The organism is Vreelandella xerophytica (genome assembly GCF_968048975.1).
In genome coordinates this window covers 3,131,930-3,150,669 of sequence record NZ_OZ309106.1, presented here as the reverse complement: position 1 = coordinate 3,150,669, position 18,740 = coordinate 3,131,930, and the positions used below count along the sequence as shown (strand labels likewise).

The window sequence follows — 18,740 nt, the reverse complement described above, 5'->3', positions numbered from 1 at the left end:
GCTTTCTCATACGCTCAACACCTCGATCAACCGCTCGCGAAGCCTTTGCTGACGGTCTGGGTCGGTGAGTGGCTCACCGGCCTTGGTGGTAATGAAGAAAACGTCCTCGACCCGCTCGCCAAGGGTGGCGATCTTGGCGGTGGAGAGTGCGATGTCCTGCTCCATGAAGATGCGCCCCACGCGCGCCAGAAGCCCTGGCCGGTCCGGGGCGGTCAACTCCAGAAGCGTGCGCTCGTTGGCCGGGTCCTGTTCGATCAACACTTCGGTCGGCACCTTGAAGTGCTTGAGCTGGCGCGGCGTATGCCGGGTGACGATTTCCGGGTAGTCATCCGGGTCGTCGAGCTCTTCGACGAGGTGGCTGCGCATCTCTTCGATGCGATCAAAATCGCGAATCGGCTGGCCGTGGCTATCCAGCACGATAAAGGTGTTCAGCGTCCAGTTGTTGTGCGAGGTCGCGATACGCGCATCGTGAATCGAAAGGCCCAGCTGCTCCATGGCTGCGGCGGTGGCGGCGAAGAGGTCATCCACCGAGCGGGTGTGGATAAACACCTTGGTGCCGCCTTCGGCCATGTCCTCGGTGGGAGCGCTGATCAGCACCAGAGGCAGCTGGGAGGGCTGGTGGGTGAGAATGCCCTGGGTCTGCCAGACGATCTCGCTGGGCGCGTACTGCAGAAAGTAGTCCTCGCCGAGTGACTCCCAGAGGCCATCGATCAACGCGCTATCCACGCCGATGTTCTGGAGCAATGAGCGCGCCTCACAGCGGGTTTCGCGCACCCAGTCGTCGCGGTCCGGCGGATTTTCAAGCCCGCGGCGCAGTGCGCGCTTGGTTTCGGCATGCAGCTGGCGCAGAAGGGATGCCCGCCAGCCGTTCCAGAGCGTGGGGTTGGTGGCGTTGATATCCGCCACGGTGAGCACGTAGAGATAGTCGAGCCGGGTTTCGTTGCGCACGATCAGGGCGAAGTCGCGAATCACGTCCGGGTCGCTGATGTCGCGTTTCTGCGCGGTCATCGACATCAGAAGATGATGCTCCACCAGCCACTTCACCAGGTTGGTGTCGTGCAAAGAGACGTGGTGGCGCATGCAGAACTGCTCCACGTCCTCAGCGCCGATCTCCGAATGATCGCCACCCCGGCCCTTGCCGATGTCGTGAAAAAGCCCGGCTATCCACAGAAGGTCGAGTTTGGGCAGTTGGTGGATCAACGTGGCGGCCACCGGGAAATCCGCCTTGGCCTCGGGTTTGCGGAACCCGTGGAGAAACTTCAAAAGACGCAGGGTGTGGGCGTCGACGGTGTAGATGTGAAACAGGTCGTGCTGCATCAAGCCCACGGCGCGGCCGAACTCCGGCAGGTACTTGCCCAGAATGCCGTAGCGGTTCATGCGCCGCAGCTGGCGCGGCACATTGCCCGGCGCGCGAATGATGGCCATGAAAAGGCGCTGGTGGCGCGGGTCTTCCCGGTAATGGTCGTCGATCTGGTGGCGATGGTCGCGAATCAGGCGAATGGTATCGGCGCGCACCCCTTCGATATGCGAATGCTTGGCCATCAGCAGAAAAAGCTCGAGCATCGCTTCGGGATGGTCGCGAAACAGGCTTCGCGAGCGCACCTGAATATAGCCGCCCTTGGTTTCGAAGCGCTCGTTGAGCTCGACGGTCTCCAGCACCGCCTTGCCGCGCAGGATGACTTCGTCGAAATGCTGCAACAACATGTCGTTGAGCCCGGCCAGCGCCGTCACGTGGCGGTAGTAGCGCTTCATGAACTGCTCGACCGCCAGTCGCTCCGGGGTATCCCGGAATCCGAACATCTCGGCAATGGTACGCTGATGATCGAACAGCAAGCGATCCTCGGCGCGGTCGGTCAGCATGTGCAGGGCGTAGCGCACTTGCCATAGAAAGGCCTGGCCCTGGCTCAGGATTCTGAGTTCTGCGTCGTTCATGAATCCGTTGGCGACGATATCGGCATACTGCTCGGTGCCGAAGTGGCGCTTGGCGACCCAGCCGATCATCTGGATATCACGAAGCCCGCCCGGCGAACTTTTCAGGTTGGGCTCCAGATGGTACTCGGAGTTGTTGTAGCGGTAGTGGCGGGTGATCTGCTCTTGCCACTTGGCCTCGAAAAACCGGTCCGCCGGCCAGACGCGCTCGGGACTCAAGCGCTCACGCATCGCTTCTCTGAGCCGGTCGGGGCCTGCGATCAGGCGCGATTCGAGCAGGTTGGTGATCACCGTGACATCGGCCTTGGCCTCGCGCTCGCAGTCGTTCAGCGAGCGCACGCTGTGGCCGATCTCGAGGCCGATATCCCACAAGAAGGTGATAAAGGCGGTCAGCGGCTCTCGATAGGCGCTGTCGTCGTCGCGCTCCAGCAGCAGCAGCAGGTCGACATCCGAGTGGGGGTGAAGCTCGCCGCGCCCATAGCCGCCCACGGCGATCAGCGCGATGCCGTCATCGGGCCAGGCGTGGCGCGCCCAGGCGATCGTCAGAAGCTGGTCGAGATACCAGGCGCGCCCACGTACCAGGTCGCGAATATCGGCGCCGGCCCGGAATTTTTCATCCAGACGCGCCTGCAGCGCCTTGAGCGCGGCCTTGAACGGCGCCACCGGCGAACGCGTGCCCGAAAGCTCGGCGCGAAACGCCTCGAGGTCGAAAAGCGTGGCGTCCGGCTCGAACCGGTGGTGGTGTAAAAGCATCAGTTTAGAAAGCTGAAGTCTTCGTCGCTGCGCGCGGTCAGCACGTCGACGCCGGTCTCGGTGACCAGCAGCGTGTGCTCCCACTGGGCCGAAAGACTCTTGTCCTTGGTGACGGCGGTCCAGCCATCGCGCAGCACCTTGGTCTTGTAGCCGCCGACGTTGATCATTGGCTCGATGGTGAAGCACATGCCGGATTCCAGCGCGATATCCGCACTCGGCGCGTAGCCGTCGTAGTGAAGAAACTGCGGGTCTTCGTGGAAGCCGGCGCCGATGCCGTGGCCGCAGAAGTCACGCACCACGGAGTAGCCATTGCTTTCGGCGTGCTGCTGGATGGTGCGCGCAAGCTCTGAAAGATGCACGCCGGGCTTGACCTGAGCGATGCTCTTGTAGAGGCACTCCTGGGTTACGCGACACAGGCGCTCGCCCTGGATGGTCTCGCCGATGATGAACATCATGCTGGAGTCGCCATGGTAGCCATCCGACGTCTTCACGGTGATGTCCAGGTTCATGATGTCGCCATTTTTCAGCTTCTTGCCGAAATCCGGAAAGCCGTGACACACCACGTGGTTCAGTGAAATGCAGGTGGCGTGGGTATAGCCGTGGTAGTTCAGCGGCGCAGGTTGTGAGCCCAGCTCATCGACGATGTACTCGTGACAACGCTTGTCGATCTCGCCGGTGGTGACGCCGGCGGTGATGAAAGGGGCGATCATTTCCAGAACGCTTGCCGCCTGACGGCCGGCTTCGCGCATTTTCTCGATTTCTTCCACGGTCTTGATAGGAACGTTCATGACTTCTCGATATGGCGTGTTGGGTCGGTAGTGGGTCGCAAATCAGTGCAAACCCCGAGTGCGACTTCATCTTGGCAATGATCTATGGTATAAAGCCGCGCGCTTTCCTGCAATCGCCATCCCGCCTTGGCGGGACAAGATCACGGGTCGGCGCATCGAGAAGGCAGCGTACGGATTGTCCGTGCTGCTAAACAGCAAGCCTTGAAAACACACATGCACCGGCACATGGTCCCGGGTGCCGCTAGCCTCGCCAAGCGCTGAACGTCAGGTGCTGAGTCTAACGGTCGGATCCATGGGGTGCGTGGAGGCCTAACCCGAGTTTCAGGAGTTTTACCATGGCTCACGTTAACATGCGTGACCTGCTCAAAGCAGGCGCTCACTTCGGTCACCAGACCAAATACTGGAATCCGAAGATGGGCAAGTTCATCTTCGGCGCGCGCAACAAGATTCACATCATCAACCTCGAACACACCCTGCCGGCGCTGAACGAAGCGATCGACGTGGTCGAGAAGATGGCGGCATCCAACAACAAGATTTTGTTCGTTGGTACCAAGCGCAGCGCCAGCAAGATCATCAAAGAAGAAGCCAATCGCGTCAACCAGCCGTTCGTCAACCATCGCTGGTTGGGCGGCATGCTGACCAACTTCAAGACCATTCGCCAGTCCATCAAGCGTCTGCGCGATCTTGAAACCATGCGCGAAGACGGCACGTTCGAGAAGCTGACCAAGAAAGAAGTCCTGATGGCCACGCGCGAACAGGACAAGCTCGAGCGTTCCATCGGCGGTATCAAGAACATGGGCGGCCTTCCGGACGCGCTGTTCGTGATCGACGTCGATCATGAGCGTATCGCCATCAATGAAGCCAACAAGCTGGGCATCCCGGTCATTGGCGTGGTCGATACCAACTCCAACCCCGATGGCGTTGATTATGTCATTCCGGGTAACGACGACTCCATTCGCGCGATCCAGATCTACGTGAAGGCGATTGCCGACGCGTGTGGCCGCGCTAAAGAAGGTCGTCCGGACGAGTTCGTTGAAGTAACCGACGAGCAGGCTTCCGCCGAAACTGACGCCGCGGCCGAGTAACGGTCAAGGCGGATGCGGCGGGCAGTTGAGCCGCATCGCGTTAAGGGGGCTCAAGCCCCCTTTTTCCCGCTTGGCGGGCCGATTACGCCGGGCTCCTGCGCCGGCATACGCACTACGCGGTGGTAAGCAAGCGATACGCCTCGGTGATGCGGATCCTTGATGCGCGTCATAGATACGGATCATGGATACGAGCCATTGATATGAGCTGTTGATACAAGGCGGTCATCTATCTTGCTTATACTTGGTAGCGCGTTTAACTCTCACGAATCCTTTCAGAGGTGAATTCCCATGGCAGCTATCAGCGCCTCTCAGGTTAAAGAACTGCGCGAACGTACCGGCCTTGGCATGATGGAGTGCAAGAAAGCGCTCACGGAAGCCGGTGGCGACATTGATGTGGCAATCGAGAACCTGCGCAAGAGCTCGGGTCTCAAGGCCGCGAAGAAAGCCGGCCGTACCGCCGCCGAAGGTGCCGTGGTAACCCGCGTTGCCGACGACGGCAGCTACGGTGTGATGGTCGAGATCAACTCCGAGACCGACTTCGTTGCCCGCGACGACAACTTCATCAACTTCACCAACAAGGTCGCCGATGCCTTCTTCGCCGCGAAAAGCGACGATGTGGCCGCGGTCACCGATGGCGAGCTTGAAACCGCGCGTGAGCAGCTCGTTCAGAAGATCGGCGAGAACATCGGCGTGCGTCGTGCCGTCGTGGTCGAGGCGGTTGAAGGTGGTCTGGTCGGTGAGTACGTTCACGGTGGCCGTATCGGCGTGCTGACCGTACTCAAGGGTGGCAGTGTCGAGGCGGCGAAGGACGTGGCCATGCATGTTGCGGCCATCAACCCCGCCGTTGCTCACCCGGGCGATATGCCCCAGGAGCAGCTCGACGAGGAAAAGGCGATCATCCTGGCCCAGCCGGACATGGCCGGCAAGCCCGAGCAGATCGCCGAGAAGATGGTCCAGGGCCGTCTCAAGAAGTATCTGGCCGAGAACAGCCTGACCGAGCAGCCCTTCGTCAAGGACCCCAACCAGTCGGTTGCCGAGTTCGTGAAAGCCGCCGGTGGTGAAGTGGTCAGCTTTACGCGCTTTGAAGTGGGCGAAGGTATCGAGAAAGAAGAAGTCGACTTCGCCAAAGAAGTTATGGAACAGGCTGGCCGTCGCTAAGGTCACAGGTTCCAGTTGGACAAGGCGTGCGCGCAAGCGCACGCCTTCGTGTATCCGGCCCCTGTGAAAGGGGCGCGTACATTCCCCCTTTGCCTCACTACCCTGGAGAGATGCCATGTCACGTGATGTTCAAGACGCCAATCCCCTCGCCGGTAAGATGGATAAATCGAAATCCAAGTACAAGCGCATCCTGCTCAAGCTCTCGGGCGAGGCGCTCATGGGAGAGCTCGGGTTTGGTATCGACCCGGCAGTGCTGGATCGCATGGCGCTGGAGATCGGCCAGCTTGTCGGCATTGGTGTGCAGGTGGGTATCGTGATTGGCGGAGGGAATCTCTTTCGGGGCGCGGCGCTCAACGAGGCGGGGATGGATCGCGTCACCGGCGATCACATGGGAATGCTGGCAACGGTGATGAACGCGCTCGCCATGCGCGATGCTCTGGAGCGGTCCAATATCCGCTCGCGGGTGATGTCAGCGATTCCCATGAGTGGCGTGGTGGAGCACTACGACCGTCGCACGGCGATCCGCTATCTGACCTCGGGCGATGTGGTTCTTTTTTCCGCCGGCACCGGCAATCCGTTCTTCACCACCGATTCGGCGGCGTGTCTTCGCGGTATCGAAGTCGATGTGGATGTGGTGATTAAAGCCACCAAGGTGGACGGCGTGTACAATAAAGACCCGGTCAAGTATCCCGACGCCGTCAAGTACGACCAGTTGACCTATGATGACGCCCTGGAGCAGAAGCTGGGTGTCATGGATTTGACCGCTATCTGTCTGGTACGTGACCATGACATGCCGGTACGGGTATTTGATATGAACAAGCCTGGCGCCCTACTCAATCTTGTCGTAGGGGGCAAGGAAGGCACGCTGATAGACAGAGGGTGAAAACGTGATTAACGACATCAAGAAAGATGCCGACAAGCGCATGGCAAAGAGCGTCGAGGCGCTGCATACCAACTTCAACAAGATTCGTACCGGGCGTGCTCATCCCAGCATTCTGGATGCGGTCACCGTCGAGTATTACGGGGGCCAGGTGCCGCTGAACCAGGTCGCGTCGGTCAACGTGGAAGACGCGCGTACGCTGACCGTTTCTCCCTGGGAGCAGCCCATGGTGCCCAAGATCGAAAAGGCGATCATGACCTCGGATCTGGGCCTGAACCCGGCAAGCGCTGGTAACGTGATTCGCGTACCCATGCCGATGCTGACCGAAGAGACGCGCAAGACCTACATCAAGCAGGCGCGTTCCGAGGCCGAAAACGCACGGGTTGCCATCCGCAACGTGCGCCGCGACGCCAACGGCGATTTCAAGTCCCTGCTCAAGGATAAAGAGATCACCGAAGACGATCAGCGCCAGGGCGAAGACGAGATTCAAAAGCTGACCGACAAGTACATCGCCGAAATCGACAAAGCACTTACTGCCAAAGAGCAGGATCTGATGCAGGTGTAGCCTTGTCTTTTACCCAGCCCGAAGCGGCCTTGTCGCTTCGGGCGACTGTATGGCTTATTTATGACTGAATGTTGGTGCGAGAACTCATGACGTCGCCGCAGTTTCCGACAAAGTCGCCGAGCGACGCGCTGCCTTCTCATGCCGGGGGACCGGGCCCTTTGCACGTGGCCATTATCATGGACGGCAATAACCGCTGGGCGCGGGCGCGCGGGCTTTCCGGCGTGCGCGGACACCGGGCGGGGGTGGAAGCCGTGCGCGCGGTCATTCAGCGGGCCGCCGAGCGGGGAGTCGATACCCTGAGCCTGTTCGCGTTTTCAAGCGAGAACTGGAAGCGCCCGGCCGCCGAGGTCAACGCGCTGATGGAGCTTTTTCTGATGGCGCTCAAGCGCGAGGTCAAAAAGCTCAACGAGCGCAATATCCGCCTGTCGATCATTGGCGAGCAGCAGGGGTTCTCCCACGCTATTCAAAAGCATATCCAGCGTGCCGAAGCGGTCACTGCCGGCAATACCGGCATGCATCTGGTGATTGCCGCCAACTACGGCGGCCACTGGGATATCGCCCGAGCCAGCCGGGCGCTTGCCGAGCAGGTCGCGGCCGGCGAGCTGGACCCCAGCGAGATCGATGAAGCGCGCCTGGACCGCGCCATGAACACCGACGAAGTGCCGCCGGTGGATCTGTGTATCCGCACCAGCGGCGAGCAGCGTCTTTCCAACTTCCTGCTCTGGCAGCTGGCCTACGCCGAGCTTTACTTCTCACCCCTGTTCTGGCCGGACTTTGGTGCGGCGGCGTTTGACAACGCCTTGAACGAATTTTGCACGCGACGCCGGCGTTTTGGCATGACCGACGAACAAATAGAGGCGCAAGGTGCTTAAACAGCGGATTATCACTGCAGCCTGGTTGGCTCCCCTGACGCTGATCGGCCTGTTTGGACTAGAAGGTGGCGCCTTTGCGCTCTTTACCGCCCTGATGGTGCTGTTAGGCGCCTGGGAATGGACCAATCTGGCCGGCGTTCGCCGCCGCCAGACGCGTCTCAAGCTGGTTGCTCTCGTTGCGCTGTTCATGGCGGCCATGTGGGTCACCGGCGCCGCCCTGGCAGCCTGGCCCCTATGGCTTGCCGCGCTTGGCTGGGCGTTGAATACCTACTGGGTGGCGCATTATCCCGACAAGAGCCGCCAGTGGCAGAGCACGTCCTGGCGGCTGGCCATGGGGCTCTGGGTGTTGCTGCCCTGCTGGGTGGGCTTCAACGTGCTGCGCGAAAGTGGCGCGGTCTGGCTCTTGTTCGTGCTGCTGCTGGTGTGGAGCGCGGATATCGGCGCCTATTTCGCCGGGCGGCGTTTTGGCCGGCGCAAGCTCGCCCCACGAGTCAGCCCGGGCAAGACCTGGGAAGGCGTGATCGGCGCGCTGGTGGCCACTGCCGTGCTGGCGCTGGGTTTTGCGCTCTGGCAGCCCATGGGGATGACCGGAGGCGTCATCCTGGTGGCGATGACGGCCCTGGTCACCTTTGTCTCGGTGCTGGGCGATCTTTTCGAAAGCATGCTCAAGCGCTTTCGCGATATCAAGGACTCCAGCAATCTGCTGCCGGGCCACGGCGGCGTGCTTGACCGCATCGACAGCCTGACCGCGGCGATTCCCATTTTTGCGCTTTTGTATATGCAAGTGTTGAGTGTCCAGGTGGCCGCCCTATGAGTGTGAAGACCCTGCAACAGATCACCGTTCTGGGCTCGACCGGCTCGATTGGTAAAAGCACGCTGGATGTGATCAGTCGTCACCCCGAGCGCTACCAGGTGTATGCGCTGACCGCGCATACCTCCAAAGAGGCGCTTTTGACACAGTGTCGGGTGCACCAGCCCGAGGTGGCGGTGCTCGATCAGCCGGATGACGCCGCCTGGCTCGAGGCCGAGCTTGCCCGGGCCGGTATCGCCACCCGCGTGACGTTCGGGGGTGAGGCGCTTTGTGCGGTTGCCCGGGACGCCCGGGTGGACACGGTCATGGCGGCGATTGTGGGGGCGGCAGGGCTTCTACCGGCACTCGCCGCCGCCGAGGCGGGCAAGCGCATCTTGCTGGCCAACAAGGAGGCCCTGGTCATGAGCGGGGCGCTTTTCATGGACGCGGTGGCGCGCTCGAAGGCCACGCTCTTGCCCATCGATTCCGAGCACAACGCGATCTATCAGTGCTTGCCCACCGAGCATCGCGGCGGGCTCGAGCGCCACGGCGTGCGTCAGCTGTTACTCACCGCCTCTGGCGGGCCGTTTCGCGAGTGGTCGCGCGAGGCTATCGAGGCGGCAACGCCGGAGCAGGCCTGCGCGCACCCCAACTGGTCCATGGGGCGCAAGATTTCAGTGGATAGCGCCACGCTGATGAACAAGGGGCTCGAGCTGATCGAGGCGTGCTGGCTGTTCGACGCCAGCCCTGAACAGATTCAAGTGGTGGTGCATCCGCAAAGCGTGATTCACTCCATGGCGGCTTACAGCGACGGCTCGGTCATCGCCCAGTTGGGCAACCCTGACATGCGCACGCCCATCGCGTTTGGCCTGGCCTGGCCCGAGCGTATCGAGGCTGGCGTCGAGACACTGGATCTTTTTCAGGTAGCGCGGCTGGATTTCGAAGCCCCGGACGAGACGCGTTTTCCCTGTCTGCGTCTGGCCCGAGAGGCGATGCAGCGCGGGGGGGCGGCGCCGGCGATCCTGAACGCCGCCAACGAGGTCGCGGTAGAGGCGTTTTTGGCCGGCACACTGGGCTTTGGTGCCATCGCCGAGGTGGTGGCCGAGGTGATGGGGCAGCCGTGGGATCACCAGGCGGACTCCATCGAGCAGGTGCTGGCCGCCGATCAGTGGGCGCGTGAACAGGCAAGGCGCCATGTGCACTCGTACAAACGAGGCGTGACGGCTGCAGTCAAGGAGTAGCGTGTGGGGCTTGTACAGAACATTTTAGCGGTTATCGTGGTACTGGGGCTTCTGGTCACCTTTCATGAGTTCGGCCATTTCTGGGTGGCAAGGCGCTGTGGGGTGAAGGTGCTGCGGTTTTCGGTCGGTTTCGGCAAGCCTTTCTGGTCGAAAGTCGACCGTCACGGCACCGAGTTCGCCGTGGCCGCCATCCCGTTGGGCGGCTACGTCAAGATGCTCGACGAACGCGAAGCCCCGGTGCCGGATGACCAGCTCGATCAGGCCTTCAACCGTAAAAGTGTCTGGGCACGTATCGCGATCGTGGCCGCCGGACCGATCGCCAATTTCCTGCTGGCGCTGGTGGCCTACTGGGCGCTGTTCGTCGCCGGGACCACCACGGTGGCGCCGATCGTCGGTGACATCACCCCGGAAAGCCCCGCTTACCAAGCCGGTCTGCCCGAAGGCGCTGAAATCACCGCGATCCAGAGTGATCCCATGCGCTCCTGGGAAGACGTCAATCTCAAGCTGATCTCGCTGATCGGCTATAGCGGCGAGCTGAGCATACAGGCGCGCTCGAACGGGGCCAACCAGCCGCAAGACTACGCCGTGCCGGTGACCAACTATCTTGCCCGTCAGGACCCGCCTCAGCCGATGCAGAGCCTTGGATTCGCGCCTTGGCGTCCACAGGTGCCCGCCGTGCTCGGCCAGGTGGTCGACGGTCAGGCGGCGGCCAATGCCGGGCTCGCGCCGGGGGATCGAATCGTCTCGGTCGACGGGGCGCCGGTGGCGGACTGGATGGCCTTTGTCTCGCTGGTTCGTGAAAGCGCCGGCCAGCCCCTTGAAGTGGAGTACGCGCGAAACGACACCGTGCGGATATTGTCGCTGACGCCGGGTAGCAATACACTGGAGAACGGCGTCGAGGTTGGTTACATTGGCGCAGGGGTCGAGCAGGTCGCTTGGCCCGAAGAGCTCACACGCGAGATCCGTTTTGGTCCCATCGAGGCAGTGGGTCAGGCGTTTTCGCGCACCGGCTCCATGATGCTTTTGACCGTGGATGCGATTCGCAAGATGCTGGTAGGGCTCATTTCGCCCTCCAATCTGTCCGGGCCCATCACGATCGCCCAGATTTCCGGGGATTCCGCTCGGGCGGGAATGGAAGCATTCGTAGGCTTTTTAGCGTACCTTTCCATCAGCCTTGGCGTTTTGAATCTGCTGCCGATTCCGGTGCTCGATGGCGGCCACTTGCTTTATTATTTTATCGAGATCGTGCGTGGGCGCCCGGTTTCAGAGCAGGCCCAGGCGATCGGGCTTCGCATCGGGCTTGCCATGGTGGGGACGCTGATGGTGATGGCTCTCTATTTTGATCTGATGCGCCTTTGGTAATGACGCGTGTAGCGCGTGGGATGGCTTGTCATCCGCCTGCACAAATGTATATGGTGCCTGTTTGAAAACCGGCAGACCAACGCGAGCGAACTGACTGCATGAAAATCAAGACCCTTGGAATGGCGGCACTCCTGCTGGCAGGTGTTAGTAGCGCCCAGGCACAATCCTTTGACGTTTCGGACATCCGTGTAGAAGGACTTCAGCGGGTATCCGCCGCCTCGGTCTTCAATGCCTTTCCCGTCAGCGCCAATGATCGCGTCGGCGAACAGGAACTGGCCGCGGCGGCGCGCAACCTGTTTGCCACAGGCCTGTTCGAGGACGTTTCGCTGGCCCGGGAGGGCGATGTACTCGTCATTCAGGTGGTTGAACGGCCCACTATTGCGCGGCTGAACATCAGCGGCAACAACGAGATCGCCGAAGCCGATCTGCGCCGGGGCCTGCGTGAATCCGGTCTCTCGGAAGGGCAGGTGCTTCAGCTCTCCACCCTTGAAGAGATCCAGCGCGAACTCGAGGGCGTCTATCAGGCCCAGGGGCGTTACAGCGCAAGCATTCGTACCGATGTTCAGGAGATCGACGAGGGTCGCGTACAGGTCAACATCAATATCAACGAAGGCGAAGTGGCGACCATTCGCCAGATCAACATCGTGGGTAATGAAGATTTCGACGACGAGACCCTGCGCAGCGTTTTCGAACTGCAGGATCGGCCGGGGCGAATATTTGGCTGGTTCTCCAACGACGAGTACTCCCGCGAGGCGCTGGCGGGCGATATCGAGCGTCTACGCTCGTTCTACCTGGATCGTGGCTACGTCAACTTCGATGTCACCTCGACCCAGGTCTCCATCGGTCCCGAGCAGTCTGATATCTACATTACGCTGAACGTGGACGAAGGTGAGCAGTACCGCGTAGGCAATATCCGTTTTGCCGGCGATCTGCAGATCGGCGAAAGCGAAGCCCGCAATCTTCTGGAAGTCAGCAGCGGCGACGTCTTCTCCCGGGGGCAGATCAATGCCTCCACCGAAGCGCTGCGTCAACGTCTGGGGGCCGAGGGTTTCGCTTTCGCCGAAGTGCAGGGCGTTCCTGAAATGACCGATGGTGGCGACACCGTGGATCTGGTCATTGCCGTCAACCCGGGCCAGCGTACCTACGTTCGCCGCATCGAGTTCTTTGGCAACACCACCACCCAGGATGAAGTGCTGCGCCGGGAAATGACCCAGCTTGAAGGTGCGCCGGCCTCGACCGAGTCGATCACCCAGTCCCGCCAGCGTCTTGAGCGGCTGGGCTTTTTCAGCCAGGTGGAAGTCGACACCCAGCCGGTACCCGGCCAGTCCGATCTCCTGGATGTGACCTACAACGTTGAAGAGCAGCCCTCGGGCTCGGTCTCGGCAAGCGTGGGCTTTTCGCAAAGCGCGGGTATCATCTACGGGGTGGGCCTGGCGCAGAACAACTTCCTGGGAACGGGTAACCGGGTCAACATCGGCGCCCAGCGAAGCGATACCTTCACCAGCGTGAACTTCGCCTTCACCGACCCCTACTGGACCCTGGACGGCATTTCCCGGGGTTATAACGTCTTCTATCGTGAAACCGACTACGCCGACTCCGATATCTCGACGTTCTCGACGGACGCTTATGGCGCGGGCATCAATTTCGGCTACCCGGTCAGCGAGCTCTCACGACTCAACTTCGGGGCAAGCGTCGAAGATCTGTCCGTCAAGACCTATTTCGATACCGCCTCGGAAATTCGGCGCTACGTCGAGGACCAGGGCGAGGATGCTCAGAGTCTGAAACTGACCGCCAGCTGGACGCGCAACAACCTCAATCGCGGCATCATGCCTACCGCGGGCAACTATCAGCGCCTGTCGCTGGAGACCGGCGTGCCGGGAAGCGATGCCGAGTACTACAAGGCACGTGCCCGCGCGCAGCAGCTGTTCCCGATCAACGAAGAGCAGACCTGGGCGCTGAAGTTCACCGGAAACCTGGGTTACGCCGATACGCTCGGTACCAGCGATCCCTTCCCGTTCTATGAGAACTTCTACGCGGGTGGCCTTGGCTCGGTACGTGGTTACACCTCCAACACGCTGGGCCAGCGCACCACGCCTGCCCGCGAGGGTGGTCGTGACCGTACGCTCGGCGGTAACGTATTGATGGAGGGTAGTGCCGAAGTGCTCTTCCCGCTTCCGTTTGTCGAGGATCAGCGCTCGATTCAGACATCGCTTTTCCTGGATGCGGGTAACACCTTCCTGAGCTCCTGTTACGATGTGATGGACGAAGACGCCGGCCGCCAGCGCTGCAGCTCCGGCGTGGATCTGGGTGATCTGCGCTACAGTGCGGGTATCGGCCTTTCCTGGCTGACCCCGGTGGGGCCGCTGACCTTCAGCGTAGCCGAGCCGCTCAACGATGAAAGCGGCGACGATACACAGTTCTTCCAGTTCTCGCTGGGACAGACGTTCTAGTATGGCAATCCGCTGGCCGTCGATCCGACGGCCAGCGACGCTCGGGTCAGTTCAAGAAAAGGAGTTAACATGCGTAAACTGACGGCCGCTGTATGTCTCTTTGGCGCGATGGCGCTACCCGCCTACGCCGCGGAGGTCGCCGTGCTGGATTGGCGCGCCGCGCTGATGAACACCCAATCCGCGCAAGCCTCCCTCAATCAGCTGGAAGGCCAGATCGGCAGCCAGCAGCGCGAAGCTCAGAACCTGGGCAACGAGCTCCAGCAGCTTCAGGAGCGTCTGCAGCGCGAAGGCGAGACCATGGGCCAGGCCCAGCGCGACACGTTGATCAGTGAGCTGCAGCAAAAGGGCGGCCGCTTCGAGCAGCTTCGCCGCGAAGTGCTTCAGGCCCAGCAAAGCTCCGAGCAGCAGTTTTTGCAAAGCGCCGAGTCCAAGCTCGAACAGGCAGTGGAGCAGGTGCTTGCCCGCCATAACATCGATGTGCTGGTCGAGCCTCAGGGCGTACTGCACTCATCGACCGATCTGCCGAATGTCACCAACGAAGTCACGCAGATTTTCGACTCACTCTAAAACTAATTGATTGTGGTGCGGTGTCACCGCACCAACGCTATTGTGGGCTCCCATGACGTACGCTTCTCACACCATTACGCTGGCTGATATTGCTCGCCACCTGGATATCGCCTTTGATGGCGACGCTGACCAGCCGATTCGCGGATTGGCAACGCTCAAGGAAGCCGAGCCCGACCAGGTTGCCTTTCTGGCCAACCGTGCCTATCTGAAGGATCTGGCCACCACCCGGGCCGCCGCGGTGCTCCTTCATCCCGAGCATGGCAAGAATTGCCCGGTTCCACGTCTGGAAACGGAAAACCCCTACCTTGGCTACGCCAGAATCTCTCAACTGTTCGATCCCCTCGTCGCGCGGGATGTGCCCGGCATTCATCCCACGGCAGTGGTGGCGGATGACGTAACGCTTGGCGAAGGCGTCTCGATTCAGGCCAATGCCGTCGTCGAGCCGGGCGTCACGCTCGGCGCGCGGGTCGTGGTGGGCCCCAACAGCGTGGTCGGTGCAGACAGCTCGATCGGTGAAGGCTCGCGGCTTCACGCCAACGTCACCGTCTGCCACGGTGTCGTGGTCGGCAAGCGAGTGATTCTGCAAAGCGGCTGCGTGATTGGCGGCGACGGTTTCGGTTTCGCCCACGATGGTGCGGGCTGGCACAAGATCGCCCAGCTCGGCGGCGTGGTACTGGGAGACGATGTAGAAGTGGGAAGCTGCTCGAGTATCGATCGTGGGGCGCTGGGCGACACGCTGATCGGCTGTGATGTCAAGATCGACAGCCAGGTGCAGATCGCGCATAACGTCACCATCGGCGATCACAGCGCGCTGGCGGGCTGCGTGGGTATTGCCGGCTCCACCCGGGTGGGCAAGCACTGCATGCTGGGCGGCGGGGTAGGGCTTTCCGGCCATTTGACGATCTGCGACGGCGTGCAGGTCACCGGGATGAGCCTGGTGACCAACTCCATTCATGAGCCGGGAGTGTACTCCTCGGGTACCGGCGCGATGAACAACACTCAGTGGCGCAAAAACGCTGTGCGTTTTAAGCAACTCGATGAAATCGCCAAGCGTCTGAACAGGCTGGAAAAAAATCGCCGCCCCGATTGATTCGGCGTTTTAAGCGCGCCTTCGGTGGTTCTTCACCCGGAGGCAGGGGTATAATTCGGCCCCTCATGTCGGCGGGAGTGCTGGCGTTTGCCTGATGAGATATCGGGTTTTTTGTCTTTTCTGAGGTCGTTACGATGGTTATGGATATCAACGAAATTCGCGAATACTTGCCCCACCGCTATCCGTTTTTACTGGTGGACCGGGTAACACAGCTGACTGTGGGCGAATCCATCGTGGCGTTCAAGAACGTCAGCATCAACGAGCCTTTCTTCAACGGACACTTTCCTCACCACCCGATCATGCCCGGAGTGCTGGTAATCGAGGCACTGGCACAGGCCTGCGGTATTCTGGGCTTCAAGACCGTCAACAAGCTACCTGCCGACGGTTACGTTTACTATCTTGTGGGTAGCGATAACGTGCGTTTCAAGCGCCCGGTCATGCCCGGTGACCAGTTGCATCTCGAGGCGAACGTGATTCGCGGCAAGCGCGGCATCTGGAAATTTGCCTGTAAAGCCACCGTGGATGGCGAGCTTGCCTGTGAGGCGGAAATCATTTGTGCCGAGAGGAAGGTAACTTGATACATCCTACAGCACTGGTTGATCCGACGGCCCGGTTGGCCGAGGACGTGGAGGTCGGCCCATTCAGCGTGATCGGCCCCGATGTCAGCATCGGTGAAGGCTCCGTGATCGGCCCCCATGTGGTCATCAAAGGCCCCACGACCCTTGGCAAGCGCACGCGCATCTTCCAGTTTGCCTCGGTCGGCGAGGATTGCCAGGACAAGAAGTACGCCGGTGAGCCCACGCGTCTGGTGATGGGGGATGACAACGTCGTGCGCGAAGGGGTCACCCTTCATCGCGGCACCGTGCAGGATCGCAGCGAGACCACCATCGGCTCGCGCAACCTGTTCATGGCCTATGTGCACGTGGGTCACGACTGCGTCATCGGCAACGACTGCATTCTTGCCAATCAGGTCACACTTGCCGGTCACGTTACCGTCGGGGATTTCGCGATCCTCGGGGGGCTGTCGGCGGTTCACCAGTTCTGTCATTTTGGCGATTACGCCATGGCCGGGGGCGGCTCGATCATCACCAAGGACACGCCCTGCTACATGATGATCAATGGCAACCCCGCCGAGGCCCGCGGGCTCAATCTGGTCGGGTTGAAGCGCCGCGGCTTCAGCCGCGAGGCGATCAGCGCGTTGACCGCTTCCTACAAGCTGGTGTATCGCCAGGGTTTGACTGTCGAACAGGCGGTCCGCGATATGCGCACGCGCTTCGACCTGGCCGAGGTGGCCCACTTCGCCGACTCGATCGAGCGCTCCACCCGCGGCATCGTTCGCTAGTACGCCACGCCAGGGTGATGCGCCAAGCGCGTCACACGCTCATCAGATAAGCCATTCAGGGTAGTCGATCATGGCCTTAGCGCGTGTCTATCTCGTTGCCGGCGAGCTTTCAGGCGATCTACTGGGGGCCGGGTTGATGCGCGCACTGCGCGCCCGTCATCCAGATGTCGAGTTTCGCGGTATCGGCGGGCCCAACATGCAGCGTGAAGGGATGCAAAGCCGCTTTCCTCTGGAAACGCTCTCGGTCATGGGGCTGGTGGAGGTGGTCAAGCACCTGCCCGAGCTGGTTCGGGTGCGCCGCACGCTGTATGAAGAGGCGCTCGCCTGGCAGCCGGATATCATGATCGGTATCGATGCGCCGGATTTCAATACCGGTCTCGAGCTCAAGCTTCGCCAGGCAGGCATCAAGACCGCTCATTACGTGAGCCCTTCGGTGTGGGCCTGGCGGCAGGGGCGGGTGAAGAAAATCGCTCGCGCCGTGGATGCCATGCTGACGTTTCTGCCCTTTGAAGCAGATTTCTACAAGCGTCACCAGGTGCCGGTGGCGTTTGTGGGTCATCCGTTGGCCGATGAAATGGCGCTGCATAACGACCGGCGCGCAGCGCGCCAGGAGCTGGGGCTCCCGCAGGAAGCGCCGGTGCTGGCCGTGCTGCCCGGCTCGCGAGGCAACGAAATCCGCTTCATGGGCAGGACGTTTCTGGATGCCGTCACACGGCTGGTCGAGCGCTACCCTGCGCTTTGCGTGGTGATTCCCGCCGCGACCGAGCAGCGCCATCAGGAACTGACGGCGCTCTTGAGCGACTACCCCGAACTTGCCGAACACATCACGCTGACCCAGGGAAATGCCCGGGAGGCCATGGTGGCAAGCACGGCGGTGCTGCTCACCTCCGGCACCGCGGCACTCGAGGCGATGCTTTGCCACCGGGCGATGCTGGTGGCCTACAAGATGGCCCCCGCTACTCACTGGCTGGCCAAGCGGCTGGTCAAGACGCGCTGGATTTCGCTACCCAACCTGATTGCCCAGGACGCACTGGTGCCGGAGCTGGTGCAGGAGGCGGCATCCGAAGAGGCGATCTTCGAGACGCTTAACACGCTGCTGGAAGATGTGCCCGCCCGCCAGGCGCTGGAGAAGCGTTTCGCCCAGATGCATGCCGAGCTTCAGCGTGGCGCCAGTGAGCGCGCGGCGCTGGCCGTCGAAGCGGTGGCCCGGGGCCTGGCGTTACCCGAAGAGTCCGAGGAGTCCCATGGCCAGAACGTTTGATGCCGCCGACTATCCGCCGCTGGAGATTCCCTATACCGGAGCGTATCTGGCCGGGGTGGATGAAGTGGGTCGGGGCCCGCTGGTAGGTAGCGTGGTGGCCGCTGCGGTGATTCTCGACCCGGCCCGCGAGATTCCGGGGCTGAACGACTCCAAGACATTGACCGCCAGAAAGCGCGAGGCGCTGAACGTCTTGATCCGAGAGAGGGCGCTGGCGTTCTGTATCGCCGAGGCGAGCCCTTTGGAGGTGGACGCGCTCAACATCTATCACGCCACGCATCTGGCCATGCGTCGGGCGATTGACGGACTCGTCCCGCAGGCGGAGTATCTGCTGGTGGATGGCAATCGCCTGCCCGGCCATCGGCTTCCCGGTCAGGCGGTGGTGAAGGGCGACGGCCGCCATGCGGCCATCGCGGCGGCCTCGATCCTGGCCAAGGTGGCTCGGGACGCCCAGATGGTCACACTCGATGCGCGCTACCCCGAATACGGCTTCGCCCGCCACAAGGGCTACCCGACCAAAGAACATCTTACGGCGCTGGCCGCTCACGGCCCGCTCACGGAACACCGTAAGAGCTTTGCGCCGGTCAAGCGGCAACTGACGCTGCTCTAG

At 61.4% G+C, this 18,740-nt stretch carries 17 protein-coding genes; 15 read left to right on the top strand and 2 right to left on the bottom strand.

Annotation, left to right across the window (positions count from 1 at the left end; all coding sequences use genetic code 11):
• Window positions 1-6: 6 nt before the first annotated feature.
• Together ACWF8S_RS14705 and map are read right to left on the bottom strand one after the other, a co-directional pair.
• Window positions 7-2,682: a [protein-PII] uridylyltransferase gene (locus ACWF8S_RS14705; RefSeq protein WP_447554143.1), complete on the bottom strand. Its 2,676-nt coding sequence runs from the start codon at window positions 2,680-2,682 to the stop codon at window positions 7-9.
• Window positions 2,682-3,470 carry a type I methionyl aminopeptidase gene (gene map, locus ACWF8S_RS14700; RefSeq protein ID WP_447554142.1) on the bottom strand — a complete coding sequence of 263 codons (789 nt, stop codon included), beginning with the start codon at window positions 3,468-3,470 and terminating at the stop codon, window positions 2,682-2,684. The genes ACWF8S_RS14705 and map overlap by 1 nt, the downstream gene beginning before the upstream one ends.
• 335 nt (window positions 3,471-3,805) lie before the next feature.
• On the opposite strand from map, the gene rpsB reads away from it, so the two are divergent.
• From rpsB to rnhB, 15 genes are all read left to right on the top strand, one after another.
• Complete coding sequence (gene rpsB / locus ACWF8S_RS14695; protein WP_447554141.1) at window positions 3,806-4,555, top strand: 30S ribosomal protein S2; 750 nt, start codon at window positions 3,806-3,808, stop codon at window positions 4,553-4,555.
• Window positions 4,556-4,843: 288 nt separating this feature from the next.
• Complete coding sequence (tsf, locus tag ACWF8S_RS14690; RefSeq protein WP_447554140.1) at window positions 4,844-5,713, top strand: translation elongation factor Ts; 870 nt, start codon at window positions 4,844-4,846, stop codon at window positions 5,711-5,713.
• Between the two features lie 115 nt (window positions 5,714-5,828).
• Window positions 5,829-6,596 carry a UMP kinase gene (pyrH, locus tag ACWF8S_RS14685; protein ID WP_447554139.1) on the top strand — a complete coding sequence of 256 codons (768 nt, stop codon included), beginning with the start codon at window positions 5,829-5,831 and terminating at the stop codon, window positions 6,594-6,596.
• Window positions 6,597-6,600: 4 nt separating this feature from the next.
• Complete coding sequence (gene frr / locus ACWF8S_RS14680; RefSeq protein ID WP_447554138.1) at window positions 6,601-7,158, top strand: ribosome recycling factor; 558 nt, start codon at window positions 6,601-6,603, stop codon at window positions 7,156-7,158.
• Between the two features lie 86 nt (window positions 7,159-7,244).
• Window positions 7,245-8,030 (top strand): polyprenyl diphosphate synthase, encoded by a 786-nt coding sequence (uppS, locus tag ACWF8S_RS14675; protein ID WP_447554136.1) that lies wholly within the window; start codon window positions 7,245-7,247, stop codon window positions 8,028-8,030.
• Entirely contained in the window at window positions 8,023-8,844 is an 822-nt protein-coding gene (locus tag ACWF8S_RS14670) for a phosphatidate cytidylyltransferase (RefSeq protein WP_447554134.1), read from the top strand. Before uppS ends, ACWF8S_RS14670 begins: the two co-directional genes overlap by 8 nt.
• Complete coding sequence (gene ispC / locus ACWF8S_RS14665) at window positions 8,841-10,061, top strand: 1-deoxy-D-xylulose-5-phosphate reductoisomerase (RefSeq protein ID WP_447554133.1); 1,221 nt, start codon at window positions 8,841-8,843, stop codon at window positions 10,059-10,061. The genes ACWF8S_RS14670 and ispC overlap by 4 nt, the downstream gene beginning before the upstream one ends.
• Window positions 10,062-10,064: 3 nt before the next feature.
• On the top strand, window positions 10,065-11,423 hold the full coding sequence (rseP, locus tag ACWF8S_RS14660; RefSeq protein ID WP_447554132.1) for an RIP metalloprotease RseP: 1,359 nt from the start codon (window positions 10,065-10,067) through the stop codon (window positions 11,421-11,423).
• A gap of 98 nt (window positions 11,424-11,521) precedes the next feature.
• Window positions 11,522-13,873, top strand: a complete 2,352-nt coding sequence (gene bamA / locus ACWF8S_RS14655) for an outer membrane protein assembly factor BamA (protein WP_447554131.1) — start codon at window positions 11,522-11,524, stop codon at window positions 13,871-13,873.
• A 69-nt stretch (window positions 13,874-13,942) separates the two neighbouring features.
• Window positions 13,943-14,440 carry an OmpH family outer membrane protein gene (locus ACWF8S_RS14650; protein WP_447554130.1) on the top strand — a complete coding sequence of 166 codons (498 nt, stop codon included), beginning with the start codon at window positions 13,943-13,945 and terminating at the stop codon, window positions 14,438-14,440.
• 52 nt (window positions 14,441-14,492) lie between these two features.
• On the top strand, window positions 14,493-15,530 hold the full coding sequence (gene lpxD / locus ACWF8S_RS14645; RefSeq protein WP_447554129.1) for a UDP-3-O-(3-hydroxymyristoyl)glucosamine N-acyltransferase: 1,038 nt from the start codon (window positions 14,493-14,495) through the stop codon (window positions 15,528-15,530).
• Window positions 15,531-15,664: 134 nt separating this feature from the next.
• Window positions 15,665-16,108 carry a 3-hydroxyacyl-ACP dehydratase FabZ gene (fabZ, locus tag ACWF8S_RS14640; RefSeq protein WP_447554128.1) on the top strand — a complete coding sequence of 148 codons (444 nt, stop codon included), beginning with the start codon at window positions 15,665-15,667 and terminating at the stop codon, window positions 16,106-16,108.
• Window positions 16,105-16,872 (top strand): acyl-ACP--UDP-N-acetylglucosamine O-acyltransferase, encoded by a 768-nt coding sequence (lpxA, locus tag ACWF8S_RS14635; protein ID WP_447554126.1) that lies wholly within the window; start codon window positions 16,105-16,107, stop codon window positions 16,870-16,872. The genes fabZ and lpxA overlap by 4 nt, the downstream gene beginning before the upstream one ends.
• 70 nt (window positions 16,873-16,942) lie before the next feature.
• Window positions 16,943-18,133: a lipid-A-disaccharide synthase gene (gene lpxB, locus ACWF8S_RS14630; RefSeq protein ID WP_447554124.1), complete on the top strand. Its 1,191-nt coding sequence runs from the start codon at window positions 16,943-16,945 to the stop codon at window positions 18,131-18,133.
• Window positions 18,117-18,740: a ribonuclease HII gene (gene rnhB / locus ACWF8S_RS14625; protein WP_447554123.1), complete on the top strand. Its 624-nt coding sequence runs from the start codon at window positions 18,117-18,119 to the stop codon at window positions 18,738-18,740. The genes lpxB and rnhB overlap by 17 nt, the downstream gene beginning before the upstream one ends.